This is a genomic window from Rhodococcus sp. NPDC003382 (assembly GCF_053589135.1).
In genome coordinates this window covers 1-15,546 of sequence record NZ_JBSFRH010000061.1, presented here as the reverse complement: position 1 = coordinate 15,546, position 15,546 = coordinate 1, and the positions used below count along the sequence as shown (strand labels likewise).

Sequence of the window (15,546 nt, the reverse complement as noted above, 5' to 3'; positions counted from 1 at the left end):
CACCGATACGCGAACAGCACGACAGACAGAGTGGAGCGAACCCATGGCGGGGCAGACCAAGCCGTCGGCCGTCGACGACATCCTGGCCGAACACGCGGGTCTGGAACAGCAGTTGTCCGATCCGGCACTGCACAACGACCCGGCGGCGGCGCGTCGCGTCGGCAAGCGTTTTGCCGAGCTCGCCCCGGTCATGGCGACCTACACGAAGCTGAAGACCGCCCGCGAGGATCTCGAGGCGGCCCGTGAGCTGGCGTCGGACGATTCCGCGTTCGCCGCGGAGGTCCCCGGTCTCGAAGAGACCGTCGCCGAACTCGAGAAGACGCTCACCGACCTGCTCGCTCCGCGCGACCCGCACGACGGCGACGACGTCGTCCTCGAGGTGAAGTCGGGGGAGGGCGGCGAGGAATCCGCCCTGTTCGCGGCGGATCTGGCCCGCATGTACACCCGGTACGCCGAGCGTGCCGGCTGGCGTGTCGAGGTCCTCGGCGCCACCTACTCCGATCTCGGTGGCTACAAGGACGCGACGCTGTCGATCAAGTCGAAGACCGACGTGCGCGACGGCGTGTGGTCACGCCTGAAGTTCGAAGGTGGCGTGCACCGCGTGCAGCGTGTGCCGGTCACCGAATCGCAGGGCCGGGTCCACACGTCCGCCGCAGGCGTGTTCATCTACCCCGAGCCGGACGAGGTCGAGGAAGTGCAGATCGACGAGAACGATCTGCGTATCGACGTGTATCGCTCGTCGGGCAAGGGCGGCCAGGGTGTCAACACCACCGACTCGGCCGTGCGCATCACCCACCTGCCCACCGGAATCGTCGTGACCTGCCAGAACGAGCGCTCGCAGCTGCAGAACAAGGCTCGCGCCATGCAGGTTCTCGCGGCCCGCCTGCAGGCCGCCGCCGAAGAGGCCGCCGAGGCCGAGGCGTCCGCGGACCGCGCCAGCCAGGTCCGTACCGTCGACCGGTCCGAGCGCATCCGCACCTACAACTTCCCCGAGAACCGCATCACCGATCACCGGATCGGGTTCAAGGCGCACAACCTCGACGCCGTGCTCGACGGCGACCTCGACGCTCTGCTGGACGCGCTGGGGCAGGCCGACCGCGAAGCCCGGCTCGCCGCGGAATAACGGTCGAAGCCGGGCCCGGATCGTCGTCTGCGGTGAGGCCGGATCGGCCACGGCCTATTCGGTTGCGGGACGAGGCGTGGCAGGAATGTCGCTGAGGTCGAAGCCCGGAAGCAGGAAGCAGGACTCGCCGTCGGCGTTCTCGTGGGTGCCCCACACGGCGCTCACCACGAGGCCTTCTCCCGTCTCGACGACGACGGCGGGTTCCTCGTCGTCCACCGGACCCGGGAACGCGCCTGTGCCCTGCTGCAGCGTCGACAAGTTGAGCCAGGCGACCTGGCCACCGCCGCTGCCGTCCTGCTCGATCTCGTACTCGATCTCGTCGGTCGCGACATCCTCTTCGTCGACGACCGTCTCGGTGTCCACCGGCCCGATTCCCGCGGGGCATCCGATCGGGATCGGCTGGACATCGATGGGCACGGCACCCGAGAGTGCGGGTGCCGTGAGCGCGGCGGCGCCGGTAGCAGCGAGAATCGTCAATCCGCGAACAGTCCGTGTCTTCACGAGAAATCCTTTCCGTCGACAGAACCGACCCGAAGGTATCGGTCACTCTTCTGTTTCCCGCCCGACACGTTCTTCAATCCGCCGCCGACCGGCCTGCTGCTACCGCTGCCCGGCGGGTCCGAGGGTCGACCCGGAACGGTTACGGGCGTGCCGACCCCGACCTGTCCGTTCTCCGATCGTGACCGGCATGGCAGTCTGTACGCCGTGAATCGTCAACCTCTGCGCCTGGCCATCATCGAGGCGGTGTCGGTGCTCGAGGAAGCGGGTGTGCCGAGCCCCCGCGCGGACGCCGAACTGCTCGCTGCGCACCTGCTCGGAATCGAACGGACCAGGCTGGGCCTGGTGCCGTTGGTCGATACTGCGATGGTCGACGCCTACCGGGCGATGATCGCCCAGCGCGCCAAGCGGATCCCGCTGCAATACATCACCGGGACCTCGGCGATGGGGGAGATCGACCTCGCCGTGGGACCCGGGGTGTTCGTGCCGCGTCCCGAGACGGAACTGCTGCTCGGCTGGGCACTGGCGTTCCTCGAGAGCTACCCGCGGCGGTCCCCGGTCGTGCTCGACCTGTGCACCGGTTCCGGTGCGCTGGCCCTGGCGATCGCGCACGCCCGGCCGGATGCGGTCGTCCACGCGGTCGAGCTCGAGCCGAAGGCGCTCGCGTGGGCCCGGCGGAACGCCGAGTACCGGGCGTCGCAGGGCGACACCCCGATCGTGCTGCACCAGGGTGACGTCACCGACCGCGAGCTGCTCACCGAGCTCGAAGGCGGCGTCGACGTGATCGTCGCGAACCCGCCCTACATCCCCGAAGGCGCCGAACTCGAGCCCGAGGTCATCGACCACGACCCCCATTCCGCGCTCTTCGGTGGCCCCGACGGGTTGTCGGTCATCAAGCCGATGGTCTCCAACATCGCGCGCTGGCTGCGTATCGGAGGAGCCGTCGCCGTCGAACACGACGACACCAACGGCGCGCAGACCGCAGAGCTGTTCGCCCAGCGCCGGGTCTTCGGCGAGGTCGCCGAACACCCCGATCTGGCGGGCCGGCCGCGATTCGTCGTCGCGATGCGGGTGCCCACGGACGTCGAGGCGCAACGCGCCCGTGCAGCCAAGGGAACCGGAGCGGACGCGTGACGGAACAGGGTGACGTCGGGCACGCAATCGCGGATGGAAGGATGGTCGCGTGAGCACCGTCTACGACTGCAGTAAGCCGGATTCCCGATCAGCAGGCATCAACGCGGCACGTGGTGCCCTGAAGGCGGGCAGGCTCGTCGTGGTGCCGACCGACACCGTCTACGGAATCGCCGCCGACGCCTTCGACGGCGACGCGGTGGCGAGTCTGCTGCGCGCGAAAGGTCGCGGGAGGGACATGCCGGTCCCGGTGCTCGTCGGCTCGTGGAACACCATCGACGGCCTGGTCAGCACGGTCCGTCCCGAGGCCCGGGAACTCATCCGGGCGTTCTGGCCGGGCGGGCTCAGCCTCGTGGTGCCCCAGGCGCCGTCACTCGCCTGGGATCTCGGAAACACCCGCGGCACGGTGATGCTGCGGATGCCGCTGCACCCGGTGATCCTCGAACTGCTGCGCGATGTCGGCCCGCTCGCCGTCTCGAGCGCGAACGTCTCCGGGCAGCCGCCGGCCGCGGTCGTCGAGGACGCCCGCCGGCAGCTCGGCGCCTCGGTGAGCGTCTACCTCGACGGCGGACCGTCGGAGCACGCGGTCGCCTCGACCATCGTCGACATGACCTCGGACCGTCCGCGCATCCTCCGCGAGGGCGCCGTGCCGATCGAGGACATCGCGGAGGTGCTGGGCGAGGACCCGGCCCGTCTGCGCCCCGGCGGGGAGTGACGGGCAGGGACCTGCGTAGGTGACTTCCGTCGACACTGCCCTGGTGCTGGCCCAGTCGGGCCGCGGCGCCGGTGTGCCTCTCCGCGAACTGCTGCTGGTGCTGCTCACCGCCGCTGTCGTGACGTTCCTCGCGACCGGGCTCGTCCGGATCGCCGCGATCCGGTTCGGTGCCGTCGCGGCACCCCGCGAACGCGACGTACACGTGATTCCGACGCCCCGGCTCGGTGGCGTCGGCATGTATCTCGGGCTCGTCGCCGGTTTGGTCTTCGCGCAGCAATTGCCCGCGCTGACACGGGGATTCGAATACACATCCGACATGAGCGCGGCGCTCGTGGCAGGGTCGATCATCGTCGTCGTCGGCATCATCGACGACCGCTGGGGTCTCGACGCGCTGACGAAGTTCGTCGGCCAGGTCACGGCCGCGGGGGTGCTCGCGGTGATGGGGGTGAGCTGGATCGTCATCTTCGATCCGTTCAGCGGCAACACCCTCGTCCTCGACCAGCTGCAGGGCGGTCTGATCACGGTCGCGGTCGCGGCGGTGATGATCAACGCGATGAACTTCGTCGACGGTCTCGACGGTCTCGCCGCAGGTATCGGGCTCATCGCTGCCGTCGCGATCTGCCTGTTCTCCGTGGGACTGTTGCACGACCAGGGCGGCGACGTCAGCGCCTACCCGCCGGCACTGATCGCCGCGGCCCTGGCCGGTGCGTGCCTGGGCTTCCTGCCGCACAACTTCCAGCCGGCCCGGATCTTCATGGGCGACTCGGGATCGATGCTCATCGGACTCATGCTCGCCGCGGTGTCCACGAGCGCTTCCGGCAGGATCCCGCTGGCCGCGTACGGCACCCGCGACCTGCTCGGTCTGCTGTCGCCGCTGCTCCTGGTCGGCGCCGTCATGTTCATCCCGATCCTGGACCTGCTGCTCGCCATCGTGCGGCGCACCCGGGCGGGTGTCAGCCCGTTCAGCCCGGACAAGATGCACCTGCACCACCGTCTGCTGCAGATCGGTCACTCGCATCGGCGCGTCGTGCTGCTCATCTACCTGTGGGTCGGCGTTCTCGCGTTCGGCGCGGTCGGATCCGCCCTCATCGATCGCCGCGCGGTGGTGCTGCTGACCGCGGCGGGATTGGTGTTCGCGCTCGTCGTCACCGCGGTGCCGGCGCTGCGTCACAGTGACGCCGAGTCCCGCGGTGACGGTCCCGATCCGGTGCACGGGGCCGGGGGAGGCGACGGCGAGGTCGGTTAGGCTTGATACCCGTGACCTCTTCCGATCAGCCTGCTCAGCCACTTCCCGCCCTGCCCGATCCGTCGGCGCCGATGCGCGCGGCCGTCCGGTACGGCGCGCTCGGGTTGGTCGCCCTGACGGTGGTGTCCGCCGTGATCTCCGTGCTCGTCGCGGGAATGCCGGGCCTGTGGGGTGCCTTGATCGGCGCGGCCGTCGGCGGCGGGTTCATCCTGTTCACGGCGCTCGGGGTGCTGCTCACCTCGCGCCTGCCCGCGACGACCGCCGGGGCGGTGCTGCTGGGCACGTGGCTGCTCAAGCTGATCCTGGCGATCGTGGTGATGGCCCTGCTCAAGCCCCTGGACTTCTACAGCAAGGGTGCGCTGGTCCTGACGATCGTGTTCGCTCTGGTGATCGTGCTGGGCGCGGAAACGTACGGCGTGGTGTCGCAGCGGGCGCTGTACGTTGTGCCCGATTCGGGTAATGCGGGGAACGACGAACGGGAGTAGTCGCCCTTGTCAATTCCCTACAGCGTCTGTACCCCCCTACGCGTTGTCGTAGATGTGTTGCTAGGGTAATGCCAAGCGAGTTGCGACCAGCCGGTAGTCCTGAGGGGCCGTCGCGGTTGTATCTTTGCAGGCGGTCGTGTTCAAATGGCCGCCGAGTCGACGAGAGTCGCCGACACCGACAGACGCGGGGCCGATCAGATAGCCCACAGCAGCTGGCGAATACGCGAGCCGACCTTGTCGACTTGTTGGATCGTCAATGTCCGATCGAACCGCAGACGGCAATGCCTGCGGCCGACTACGGGAGAGAGCGCTGAGCGTCACCACCTTGGCAGCCGGAGAATTCCACGCGCCGTCACTAGCCGATTTCTTTCCACCAGCAGTCCTGTTCGAGGGCACCCCCTTCGAAATGGACCGGCTGATGCTCATCCGCGTCGTCGTCGCCGTCCTCGTTGCGGCGTTCTTCGCGTTCGCTCTGCGCAGCCCGAAGATCGTTCCGCGCGGCGTGCAGAACGTCGCCGAGATCATGATCGACTTCGTTCGGATCAACATCGCCGAGGACATCCTCGGCAAGGAACAGGGCCGTCGCTTCCTGCCGGTTCTCGTGACGATCTTCTTCCTCGTCGCCGGACTGAACCTGACGTCGATCATTCCGTTCCTGAACATCTCGTCGAACGCCCGCATCGGCATGCCGCTCGTGCTCGCCGCTCTCGCGTACGTCGTCTTCAACTACGTGGGCATCAAGAAGTACGGCTTCTTCCGCTACGTCAAGAGCAGCATCGTCATCCCGAACCTGCCGCCCGCGCTCCACGTGCTCGTCATCCCGATCGAGTTCGTCTCGACCTTCCTGCTGCGGCCGTTCACGCTGACCATCCGTCTCATGGCCAACATGCTGGCCGGCCACATCATGCTGGTGCTGTTCTTCAGCGCGACCCAGTTCTTCTTCTTCTCGTCCGAGGGCGCGATGAAGCTGTTCGGTATCGGCTCGCTGATCGGTGGCGTCGCGTTCACCTTCTTCGAACTGCTGGTCATCGTGCTGCAGGCCTACATCTTCGCGCTGCTGACCGCGGTGTACATCGACCTCGCGCTGCACGCCGAAGAGCACTAGCCGAACTGCACCACCACACAACATCACAGACTGACTCGGTTACCGATCCCCGGGGCCGAGCCACTAGAAAGGGAATGGAACACCAATGAGCGTTGCGCTTCAGGCAGTCGAGATCCTCGCGCAGGAAGAGACCACCTTCAAGGGTCTCGGTGCCGTCGGCTACGGCCTCGCCGCCATCGGCCCGGGTGTCGGCATCGGCATCGTCGTCGGTAAGGCGATCGAGGGCATGGCCCGTCAGCCCGAGATGGCCGGACAGCTGCGCACCACCATGTTCCTCGGTATCGCATTCACCGAGGCCCTCGCGCTGATCGGCATCGTTGCCGGCTTCATCTTCTGATCGTCGCGACCATGGCTGACAGCATCCTGTTGCTCGCGGAGGAGGCGGAGACCCATAATCCGCTCCTGCCCGCGACGTACGACATCGTTTGGTCGCTCGTCGCCCTGATCATCGTCGGTCTCGTCTTCTGGAAGTACGTGCTTCCGCTGTTCCAGAAGGTCCTCGACGAGCGATCGGAGCAGATCGAAGGCGGCATCAAGAAGGCGGAGGAGGCGCAGGCGGAAGCCGCTGCCGCGCTCGAGCAGTACCGCGCGCAGCTCGCCGAGGCCCGTACCGAGGCGGCGCAGATCCGCGAAGAGGCCCGTGCCCAGGGCCAGCAGATCATCGCCGACATGAAGGCTCAGGCCCAAGAGGAGAGCGACCGCATCGTCGCTGCCGGCCACGCACAGCTGCAGGCTCAGCGCCAGCAGATCGTGACCGAGCTCCGTGGCGATCTCGGCCGCACCGCCGTCGACCTGTCCGAGAAGATCATCGGTGAGGCTCTCTCCGATGACGTCAAGCGTGCCGGTTCCATCGACCGCTTCCTCAGCGAGCTCGAATCCCTCAGCGCTGACTCTGCATCCGGAAAGTGAGCACCATGTACGCAGCAAGCCGTGAGGCACTCGCTCATACGCGATCCGCGCTGCAGGACGCCTTGGCGTCGAGCACCGCATCCGCTGGTGCGGGTGCCGCGACTGCCGCTGCGGCACAGGCCGGCTCCGATCTGTTCTCGGTGGTCGAGGTGCTCGACGGCCAGCGCACCCTTCGCGGTGCGCTGGCGGACGCCTCGACCCCGGCGGCAGCTCGCCAGGCGCTGGCCGAGCAGGTCTTCGGGGGCAAGGTTTCGGCCGCGGCCCTGGCGACCGTCAAGGCCGCGGTGGGCCAGGACTGGTCGGCGCAGTCCGACCTGACCAACTCGCTCGTTCAGCTCGGCCGCGAGGCCCTGCTGAAGGCGGCGGAAGACCAGAACCAGCTGGACACGGTCGAGGACGAGCTGTTCCGGCTCGGACGGATCGTCGCCGGCAGCGGGGAACTCGAGCAGGCTCTCTCCGACCGCAGCACCCCCGTGCAGGCCAAGCGCGAGCTCCTCTCGCGCCTGCTGTACGGCAAGTGCACGGCGGTCACCGAGGCTCTGGCGGTTCAGGCCGTCGGGCGCCTGAAGAAGGCCCCGGCCGACACGTTCGACGAGCTGTCCGCTCTCGCTGCAACTCAGCGGGACCGCGCGGTCGCCCACGTGCGCAGCGCCGCCCCCCTCAGCCAGGCTCAGACCGAGCGCCTCAGCGCGATTCTGACCCGCACCTACGGGAAGCCTGTGACGGTCCACGTCGAGGTCGATCCCGAGCTCCTCAGTGGATTGGTCGTCCGGGTGGGCGACGAGGTCATCGACGGCACAGCTGCGGGACGACTCGCGGCCGTGCGGAAGAACCTCACGTAGTCCACTACCGAACACACACCTAGAGATCTTTTCGAAGACCAGATACCGAGAGCAGGAAGAACATGGCGGAGCTGACGATCTCCTCCGACGAGATCCGTAGCGCGATTGACAATTACACCGCGAGCTACTCCCCGGAGGCCTCCCGCGAGGAGGTCGGCGTGGTCGTCGACACCAGTGACGGCATCGCGCACATCAGCGGCCTCCCGTCGGCGATGGCCAACGAGCTGCTGGAATTCCCCGGTGGCGTGCTGGGCGTGGCCCTCAACCTCGAGGCCACCGAGATCGGCGCCGTTATCCTCGGCGACTTCCAGGACATCGCTGAGGGCCAGGAAGTCAAGCGGACCGGCGACGTTCTGTCGGTGCCGGTCGGCGACGGCTACCTCGGCCGCGTCGTGAACCCGCTGGGTCAGCCGATCGACGGCCTCGGCGAGATCGAGTCCACCGAGAACCGCGCCCTCGAGCTGCAGGCCGCGACCGTGCTGCAGCGCCAGCCGGTCGAGGAGCCGCTGCAGACCGGCATCAAGGCCATCGACGCGATGACCCCGATCGGCCGCGGCCAGCGTCAGCTCGTCATCGGCGACCGCAAGACCGGCAAGACCGCGGTCTGCATCGACGCGATCCTCAACCAGAAGGCCAACTGGGCGACCGGCGACCCGAAGCAGCAGGTCCGCTGCATCTACGTCGCGATCGGCCAGAAGGGTTCGACCATCGCGGGTGTCAAGCAGGCCCTCGAGGAGAACGGCGCGATGGAGTACACCACCATCGTCGCGGCTCCGGCCTCCGACTCCGCCGGCTTCAAGTGGCTGGCCCCCTACACCGGTTCGGCCATCGGCCAGCACTGGATGTACCAGGGCAAGCACGTCCTCGTCGTCTTCGACGACCTGACCAAGCAGGCCGAGGCGTACCGCGCCATCTCGCTGCTGCTGCGTCGCCCGCCGGGACGTGAGGCCTACCCCGGTGACGTGTTCTACCTGCACTCCCGTCTGCTGGAGCGTTCGGCGAAGCTGTCCGACGAGCTCGGCGGCGGTTCGCTGACCGCGCTGCCGATCATCGAGACGAAGGCCAACGACGTGTCGGCCTACATCCCGACGAACGTCATCTCGATCACCGACGGCCAGGTCTTCCTCGAGTCCGACCTGTTCAACAAGGGTGTTCGCCCCGCCATCAACGTCGGTATCTCGGTTTCCCGAGTCGGTGGCGCCGCCCAGACCAAGGGCATGAAGAAGGTGTCCGGTTCGCTGCGTCTGGAGCTCGCGCAGTTCCGTGAGCTCGAAGGCTTCGCCGCCTTCGCGTCGGACCTCGACGCCGCATCGAAGGCTCAGCTCGAGCGCGGTCAGCGTCTCGTCGAGCTGCTCAAGCAGGACCAGTACGCGCCGATCGCCGTCGAGGACCAGATCGTCTCGATCTTCCTCGCCGGTGAGGGTGTCTTCGACTCCGTTCCGGTCGAGGACGTGCGTCGCTTCGAGACCGAGCTCCTGGAGGATCTGCACCGCAGCGCCGCAGGCGTCTACGAGCAGATCGCCGGCGGCAAGGCGCTGTCCGACGAGTCGATCGAGGCCCTGCACGCCGCGACCGCCAAGTTCAAGGAGGGCTTCATCGCCTCCGACGGCAGCCGCGTCGTGAACGAGGCCGAGGCCGCCCCGCTGGGCGCCGAAGAGGTCGAGCAGGAGCAGGTCTCCGTCAAGCGCACCACCGTTCGCAAGTGAGCGGGGAGACCATGACCGAGCGTCCAGTGAAGGGAGTGTGATCGACGAATGGCTAGCTTGCGTGAGCTGCGCTCGCGGATCAAGTCGGTCAACTCGACCAAGAAGATCACCAAGGCGCAGGAACTGATCGCGACTTCGCGCATCACCAAGGCCCAGGCTCGGGTTGCCGCGTCGAAGCCGTACTCCGAGGAGATCACCAAGGTCCTCTCGGAGCTGGCGAGCGCGTCGGCGTCGTTGGATCACCCCCTGCTCAACGAGCGCGAGAACCCCAAGCGTGCCGCCGTGCTGGTCGTGACCAGCGACCGCGGTATGTGCGGTGGTTACAACTCCAACGTCCTCAAGGAAGCCGAAGAGCTGCGTCAGCTGCTCATCAGCGAGGGCAAGGAGCCGGTGCTGTACGTGCTGGGCGGCAAGGGCCTGGCCTACTACACCTTCCGTGAGCGCCCGGTCGCCGGCGCGTGGACCGGCTTCTCGCAGGCTCCGCGCTACGCGGACGCCGCGAAGGCCAGCCGCCACCTGGTGGAGCTGTTCATGGCCGGGTCCGGTTCCGAGGTTCCCGACCCGAACGGTGTGGGCACCATCGAGGGCGTCGACGAACTGCACATCGTCTACACGCGTTTCGTGTCGATGCTGACGCAGACCCCCGAGGTCCGCCGTATGGCGCCACTCGAGGTGAGCATCACCGAGGACGAGATCGACCTCGGCGAGGACATGCTGTCCGACGGCCACCGCGCGTCGGGCAACGAAGGACCGCGTGCCGGGTACAACTTCGAGCCGGAGGCCGGGACGCTGCTCGCGGCACTGCTGCCGAAGTACATCAGCACGCGTATCTTCGCGTCGCTGCTGGACGCGGCCGCTTCCGAGTCGGCCGCTCGCCGTACCGCCATGAAGGCCGCGACGGACAACGCCACGGAACTGGTGAACACACTCAGCCGACAGGCCAACCAGGCCCGCCAGGCCCAGATCACCCAGGAAATCAGCGAGATCGTCGGCGGTGCCGGTGCGCTCGCCTCGAGTGCAGGAAGTGACTGAACCACAATGACCGCAGCAGTAACCGACAACAACGCCGGTGCGGCGTCGGCCCTTGCCGGGCGCGTCGTCCGCGTCATCGGCGCCGTCGTCGACGTGGAATTCCCGCGTGGCGCCGTGCCCGAGCTGTTCAACGCCCTCCACGCAGAGGTCACTCTGCCGACCGTGGCGAAGACCCTGACCCTCGAGGTCGCGCAGCACCTGGGTGACAACCTGGTCCGCACGATCTCGATGCAGCCGACTGACGGCCTGGTGCGCGGCACCTCCGTCGTCGACACCGGTCGCCCGATCTCCGTTCCCGTCGGTGACGTCGTCAAGGGCCACGTGTTCAACGCCCTCGGTGACTGCCTCGACGCGCCGGGCACCGGCCGCGACGGCGAGCAGTGGGGCATCCACCGCAAGCCCCCGGCCTTCGACCAGCTCGAGGGCAAGACCGAGATCCTCGAGACCGGTATCAAGGTCATCGACCTGCTGACCCCGTACGTCAAGGGCGGCAAGATCGGTCTGTTCGGTGGCGCCGGTGTCGGCAAGACCGTTCTGATCCAGGAGATGATCACCCGTATCGCGCGTGAGTTCTCCGGCACCTCGGTGTTCGCCGGCGTCGGCGAGCGCACCCGTGAGGGCACCGACCTCCACCTCGAGATGGAGGAGATGGGCGTTCTCCAGGACACGGCCCTCGTGTTCGGCCAGATGGACGAGCCGCCGGGAACGCGTATGCGCGTTGCCCTGTCCGCGCTGACCATGGCGGAGTACTTCCGCGATGTCCAAGGCCAGGACGTGCTGCTGTTCATCGACAACATCTTCCGGTTCACCCAGGCCGGTTCCGAGGTTTCGACCCTGCTCGGTCGTATGCCTTCGGCCGTGGGTTACCAGCCGACGCTGGCCGACGAGATGGGTGAGCTGCAGGAGCGCATCACCTCGACCCGTGGTCGTTCGATCACCTCGCTGCAGGCGATCTACGTCCCCGCCGACGACTACACCGACCCGGCGCCGGCCACGACCTTCGCGCACCTCGATGCAACCACCGAGCTCTCGCGTCCGATCTCGCAGATGGGTATCTACCCCGCTGTGGACCCGCTGACGTCGACCTCGCGCATCCTGGAGCCCGGCATCGTCGGTGCCGAGCACTTCCGCGTCGCCAACGAGGTCAAGCGGATCCTGCAGAAGTACAAGGAACTGCAGGACATCATCGCCATCCTCGGTATGGACGAGCTCTCCGAAGAGGACAAGGTCCTCGTCGGCCGCGCCCGTCGCCTGCAGAAGTTCCTCGGCCAGAACTTCATCGTCGCCGAGAAGTTCACCGGTGAGCCCGGTTCGGTCGTGCCGCTGCGCGACACCATCGAGGCGTTCGACCGCGTCTGCAAGGGCGAGTTCGACCACCTTCCGGAGCAGGCCTTCAACAGCTGCGGTGGACTCGACGACGTCGAGGCCGCAGCCAAGAAGATCGCCGGAAAGTAGTCCGACATGGCTGAGATGACCGTTGACATCGTTGCCGTCGAGCAGCGTGTGTGGTCGGGTTCGGCGAAGCTGGTCTCCGCGCAGACCACCGAAGGCGAGATCGGCATCATGCCCGGACACGAGCCGGTTCTCGGCCAGCTCGTCGAGGGCGGCGTCGTTGCCGTCACGACCGTCGACGGTGAGCGCATCGTCGCTGCCGTGCACGGCGGTTTCCTCTCGGTGACCGCCACGTCGGTGACCGTGCTCGCCGAGGACGCGGACCTCGTTCAGGACATCGACGTGGAGGCCGCCAAGGCGGTCCTCGCCGAGAGCCAGGACGAGGCAGAGATCGCAGCGGCCAAGGGTCGCCTGCGGGCCGTCGAGCGCGCCTGATCGAGAAGAACTACGAGAAGCCGCGACGGAGCCACGAGCAGTGACAATAGGAATGATCGTTCTAGTCATTCTTGTTGTGCTGCTCGCGGGCGCCGTCGCGGCTTTTCTGTACCGTCTTCGCAAACTCCGCGGCGGTGGAACCGCCGCGATCCTCCGGGTCCTGCCCAACACCGCCGGCAACGGCTGGCGGCACGGCATCATCCGGTACGGCGAGAACAATCTCGTCTTCTACAAGCTCTCCAGTCTCCGTCTCGGGCCGGATTCCCGGATCACCCGCCGAGGCGTCGAGGTGCGCGAACGGCGCAAGCCGGAGGGCAACGAGTACGACATCATGACCGAGGACATCGTGATCCTCGAGCTGGCCGACGGCACCGACGTCGTCGAGGTCGCCTTCGACACCGGAGCGCTGACGGCGTTCCTGTCCTGGGTCGAGTCCCGTCCGTCGAATCGGTCGCAGCGCCGCCGCCCCAACACCTGACCCCCGGTGCGCGGTTTTGGTAGCAGCAGCTACCGAAACCGCGCACGAGCAGGTCAGGCGCCGGCGCCCGGCTTCCACAGGACGTCGCCGTCCGGGTTCGCGAGCCGGCCCAGAATGAACAGCAGGTCGGACAGCCGGTTCAGATACTTCGCCGGCAGCACGTTCGTGTCGTCCGGATGCGCATCCACAGCTGCCCACGCCGAGCGTTCCGCCCGCCGCGTGACGGTGCGGGCGGTGTGCAGCAACGCCGCCAGGGGAGTGCCCCCGGGAAGAATGAAGGAGTTCAGCGGCTCGAGGTCCTCGTTGAACTCGTCGCACCATCCTTCGAGGCGATCGATGTAGGCCTGGGTGATCCGCAGCGGCGGATACTTCGGGTTCTCGACAATCGGAGTCGACAGATCCGCGCCCGCGTCGAACAGATCGTTCTGGATCTGCCGCAGGACGGGCACGAAACGCTCGGGCGCACCGCCCAGTGCAAGCGCGACGCCGATCGCGGCGTTCGCCTCGTCGCAGTCCGCATACGCAATCAGTCGCGGGTCGTTCTTCGATACTCGGGAAAAGTCACTGAGCCCGGTCGTTCCGTCGTCGCCGGTGCGGGTGTAGATCCTGGTGAGGTGGACAGCCATGGCCGTCACGGTACCGGCTCGGGTGGTATCCCGGAGGCCTCGTTACGCTGTGGCGTTGTGAGTGAACGCTTTCTCGTCACCGGTGGTAGCCGGCTCGTAGGTGAGGTCGTCGTCGGTGGCGCCAAGAACAGTGTTCTGAAGCTGATGGCCGCCGCGTTGCTCGCCGAAGGCACCACCGTCATCACGAATTGCCCCGATATTCTCGACGTTCCCCTGATGGCGGAGGTCCTCCGCGGACTGGGTTGTGTCGTCGAGCTCGAAGGCGACGAGGTTCGCATCACGACGCCCGCGCAGCCGCAGTACCGGGCAGATTTCGCGGCGGTTCGGCAGTTCCGCGCATCGGTATGTGTGCTCGGGCCCCTCGTCGCACGCTGCCGGCGAGCCGTGGTCGCACTACCGGGCGGCGATGCGATCGGTTCCCGTCCGCTGGACATGCACCAGACGGGCCTGCGTCTTCTGGGTGCGCACAGCACGATCGAACACGGCTGCGTCGTCGCCGAGGCCGACGACCTGCACGGCGCCACCATTCGCCTGGCGTTCCCGTCGGTGGGCGCCACCGAGAACATCCTGATGGCGGCGGTGCTGGCGAAGGGTGACACCACCATCGACAACGCCGCCCGGGAACCGGAGATCGTCGATCTGTGCAACATGCTCGTGCAGATGGGTGCCCGGATCAGCGGGGCAGGAACGACGACGCTGCGGATCACGGGTGTCCCTTCGCTGGAACCGACGACGCACCGCTGCATCGGTGACCGGATCGTCGCCGCGACGTGGGGGATCGCCGCCGCCATGACGCAGGGAGACGTCCGGGTTCGCGGCGTCAATCCCAAGCACCTCGCCCTCGTGCTCGACAAATTGCGCGCAGCCGGCGCCGAGGTCACCCCCGAGGTCGACGGCTTCAGGGTCGTCCAGAACGAACGGCCCCGGGCGGTCAACTTCGCGACGCTGCCCTATCCGGGATTCCCGACCGACCTGCAGCCCATGGCGATCGGGCTCGCCGCGGTCGCCGACGGAACATCGATGATCACCGAGAACGTCTTCGAAGCGCGGTTCCGGTTCGTCGAGGAGATGATCCGGCTCGGCGCCGATGCCCGGACCGATGGTCATCACGCAGTGGTTCGGGGAGTCGAGGAACTGTCGAGTGCGCCGGTCTGGTCGTCCGACATCCGGGCAGGCGCGGGTCTCGTCCTCGCCGGCCTGTGCGCGGACGGGGTGACCGAGGTCCACGACGTCTACCACATCGATCGCGGCTATCCGCGGTTCGTGGAGATCATCAAGGAGCTCGGCGGCGGAATCGAACGCGTCGGGACCGACTCCTGACGATGTGCTGCGGGTCACCCGGACGAGATCGGCGCGGACCGCGCCCAACGACCGGCCGTGACCAGGCAAAACGCGGCGCGCCAACCTCGTGACCAGGCGATTTGGAAACGACTTGATCCTCCCGTAACTTATTCCAGGTCAGAGCGACACGGACACCGACCTGGACCTGAGGGACCGGGACAACGAGGTTGGACGAAGGCGCCTGAACGATTTCCCCCGACACAAACCTTCTGGTAAGGTTGGTGTCCGCGCCGGAAGCCGAAAGGCTTGGCGGCGACGAACAAGTCACCCCTGAACGAGCGAATGCAAGATTCGTAAGCGATGGTGTGTGCGTGTTCTTTGAGAACTCAACAGTGTGCCGATGAATGTCAGTGCCAAATTTTTTTGGTGCGACCGTCGAACTTTCGATGGTTGTTGCTGGACATCACATTCTTCCGTCTGTGGTGGTCCAGTGTTTGCTAGTTTGAGTTTTTACGCTAGTGATTTGGCTCGATGTCTATGAC

General features: G+C 67.0%; 17 protein-coding genes. 15 read left to right on the top strand and 2 right to left on the bottom strand.

Features of this window, described 5'->3' with window-relative positions; genetic code table 11:
* Positions 1 to 43: 43 nt before the first annotated feature.
* A complete protein-coding gene (prfA, locus tag ACWDUD_RS27515) occupies positions 44 to 1,123 on the top strand; it encodes a peptide chain release factor 1 (protein ID WP_197252044.1) in 1,080 nt (359 codons plus the stop codon).
* Between the two features lie 54 nt (positions 1,124 to 1,177).
* Here prfA and ACWDUD_RS27510 read toward each other — a convergent pair whose 3' ends face one another.
* A complete protein-coding gene (locus ACWDUD_RS27510; RefSeq protein ID WP_450111369.1) occupies positions 1,178 to 1,624 on the bottom strand; it encodes a hypothetical protein in 447 nt (148 codons plus the stop codon).
* Between the two features lie 204 nt (positions 1,625 to 1,828).
* Between ACWDUD_RS27510 and prmC the strand changes: the two genes are divergently transcribed.
* From prmC to ACWDUD_RS27445, 13 genes are all read left to right on the top strand, one after another.
* The gene (gene prmC, locus ACWDUD_RS27505) at positions 1,829 to 2,755 is read left to right on the top strand and encodes a peptide chain release factor N(5)-glutamine methyltransferase (RefSeq protein ID WP_450111368.1); all 927 of its coding nucleotides are present in this window, start codon (positions 1,829 to 1,831) and stop codon (positions 2,753 to 2,755) included.
* Positions 2,756 to 2,804: 49 nt separating this feature from the next.
* Positions 2,805 to 3,467 carry an L-threonylcarbamoyladenylate synthase gene (locus tag ACWDUD_RS27500; protein ID WP_197252041.1) on the top strand — a complete coding sequence of 221 codons (663 nt, stop codon included), beginning with the start codon at positions 2,805 to 2,807 and terminating at the stop codon, positions 3,465 to 3,467.
* A 19-nt stretch (positions 3,468 to 3,486) separates the two neighbouring features.
* Entirely contained in the window at positions 3,487 to 4,713 is a 1,227-nt protein-coding gene (locus ACWDUD_RS27495) for an MraY family glycosyltransferase (RefSeq protein WP_307846184.1), read from the top strand.
* Between the two features lie 71 nt (positions 4,714 to 4,784).
* On the top strand, positions 4,785 to 5,198 hold the full coding sequence (locus ACWDUD_RS27490; RefSeq protein WP_197252047.1) for a hypothetical protein: 414 nt from the start codon (positions 4,785 to 4,787) through the stop codon (positions 5,196 to 5,198).
* A gap of 256 nt (positions 5,199 to 5,454) precedes the next feature.
* Entirely contained in the window at positions 5,455 to 6,303 is an 849-nt protein-coding gene (gene atpB / locus ACWDUD_RS27485) for a F0F1 ATP synthase subunit A (RefSeq protein ID WP_450111367.1), read from the top strand.
* 85 nt (positions 6,304 to 6,388) lie between these two features.
* Positions 6,389 to 6,640, top strand: a complete 252-nt coding sequence (locus ACWDUD_RS27480) for an ATP synthase F0 subunit C (protein WP_068166623.1) — start codon at positions 6,389 to 6,391, stop codon at positions 6,638 to 6,640.
* 11 nt (positions 6,641 to 6,651) lie between these two features.
* Positions 6,652 to 7,212: a F0F1 ATP synthase subunit B gene (locus ACWDUD_RS27475; protein WP_197252040.1), complete on the top strand. Its 561-nt coding sequence runs from the start codon at positions 6,652 to 6,654 to the stop codon at positions 7,210 to 7,212.
* A 5-nt stretch (positions 7,213 to 7,217) separates the two neighbouring features.
* Complete coding sequence (locus ACWDUD_RS27470) at positions 7,218 to 8,054, top strand: F0F1 ATP synthase subunit delta (RefSeq protein WP_248675235.1); 837 nt, start codon at positions 7,218 to 7,220, stop codon at positions 8,052 to 8,054.
* Positions 8,055 to 8,116: 62 nt separating this feature from the next.
* Positions 8,117 to 9,760 carry a F0F1 ATP synthase subunit alpha gene (atpA, locus tag ACWDUD_RS27465; RefSeq protein ID WP_197252038.1) on the top strand — a complete coding sequence of 548 codons (1,644 nt, stop codon included), beginning with the start codon at positions 8,117 to 8,119 and terminating at the stop codon, positions 9,758 to 9,760.
* A 48-nt stretch (positions 9,761 to 9,808) separates the two neighbouring features.
* On the top strand, positions 9,809 to 10,792 hold the full coding sequence (locus tag ACWDUD_RS27460) for a F0F1 ATP synthase subunit gamma (protein WP_197252037.1): 984 nt from the start codon (positions 9,809 to 9,811) through the stop codon (positions 10,790 to 10,792).
* A gap of 6 nt (positions 10,793 to 10,798) precedes the next feature.
* Complete coding sequence (gene atpD / locus ACWDUD_RS27455; RefSeq protein WP_197252036.1) at positions 10,799 to 12,247, top strand: F0F1 ATP synthase subunit beta; 1,449 nt, start codon at positions 10,799 to 10,801, stop codon at positions 12,245 to 12,247.
* Between the two features lie 6 nt (positions 12,248 to 12,253).
* Entirely contained in the window at positions 12,254 to 12,619 is a 366-nt protein-coding gene (locus tag ACWDUD_RS27450) for a F0F1 ATP synthase subunit epsilon (protein WP_197252035.1), read from the top strand.
* A 52-nt stretch (positions 12,620 to 12,671) separates the two neighbouring features.
* Positions 12,672 to 13,097 carry a DUF2550 domain-containing protein gene (locus ACWDUD_RS27445; RefSeq protein ID WP_450111366.1) on the top strand — a complete coding sequence of 142 codons (426 nt, stop codon included), beginning with the start codon at positions 12,672 to 12,674 and terminating at the stop codon, positions 13,095 to 13,097.
* Between the two features lie 53 nt (positions 13,098 to 13,150).
* On the opposite strand, the gene ACWDUD_RS27440 is transcribed toward ACWDUD_RS27445, so the two are convergent.
* The gene (locus tag ACWDUD_RS27440; protein ID WP_450111365.1) at positions 13,151 to 13,723 is read right to left on the bottom strand and encodes a cob(I)yrinic acid a,c-diamide adenosyltransferase; all 573 of its coding nucleotides are present in this window, start codon (positions 13,721 to 13,723) and stop codon (positions 13,151 to 13,153) included.
* A 57-nt stretch (positions 13,724 to 13,780) separates the two neighbouring features.
* Between ACWDUD_RS27440 and murA the strand changes: the two genes are divergently transcribed.
* The gene (gene murA / locus ACWDUD_RS27435; RefSeq protein WP_450111364.1) at positions 13,781 to 15,043 is read left to right on the top strand and encodes a UDP-N-acetylglucosamine 1-carboxyvinyltransferase; all 1,263 of its coding nucleotides are present in this window, start codon (positions 13,781 to 13,783) and stop codon (positions 15,041 to 15,043) included.
* Positions 15,044 to 15,546 lie beyond the last annotated feature (503 nt).

Excerpts from the sequence above, each read along its gene's own strand:
- ACWDUD_RS27480 (WP_068166623.1), top strand. The coding sequence starts at position 6,389 with ATGAGCGTTGCGCTTCAGGCAGTCGAGATCCTCGCGCAGGAAGAGACC.
- ACWDUD_RS27450 (WP_197252035.1), top strand. The coding sequence starts at position 12,254 with ATGGCTGAGATGACCGTTGACATCGTTGCCGTCGAGCAGCGTGTGTGG.
- ACWDUD_RS27475 (WP_197252040.1), top strand. The coding sequence starts at position 6,652 with ATGGCTGACAGCATCCTGTTGCTCGCGGAGGAGGCGGAGACCCATAAT.
- ACWDUD_RS27490 (WP_197252047.1), top strand. The coding sequence starts at position 4,785 with ATGCGCGCGGCCGTCCGGTACGGCGCGCTCGGGTTGGTCGCCCTGACG.
- ACWDUD_RS27445 (WP_450111366.1), top strand. The coding sequence starts at position 12,672 with ATGATCGTTCTAGTCATTCTTGTTGTGCTGCTCGCGGGCGCCGTCGCG.
- atpB (WP_450111367.1), top strand. The coding sequence starts at position 5,455 with ATGTCCGATCGAACCGCAGACGGCAATGCCTGCGGCCGACTACGGGAG.
- atpD (WP_197252036.1), top strand. The coding sequence starts at position 10,799 with ATGACCGCAGCAGTAACCGACAACAACGCCGGTGCGGCGTCGGCCCTT.
- atpA (WP_197252038.1), top strand. The coding sequence starts at position 8,117 with ATGGCGGAGCTGACGATCTCCTCCGACGAGATCCGTAGCGCGATTGAC.
- ACWDUD_RS27470 (WP_248675235.1), top strand. The coding sequence starts at position 7,218 with ATGTACGCAGCAAGCCGTGAGGCACTCGCTCATACGCGATCCGCGCTG.
- prfA (WP_197252044.1), top strand. The coding sequence starts at position 44 with ATGGCGGGGCAGACCAAGCCGTCGGCCGTCGACGACATCCTGGCCGAA.
- ACWDUD_RS27460 (WP_197252037.1), top strand. The coding sequence starts at position 9,809 with ATGGCTAGCTTGCGTGAGCTGCGCTCGCGGATCAAGTCGGTCAACTCG.
- ACWDUD_RS27440 (WP_450111365.1), bottom strand. The coding sequence starts at position 13,723 with ATGGCTGTCCACCTCACCAGGATCTACACCCGCACCGGCGACGACGGA.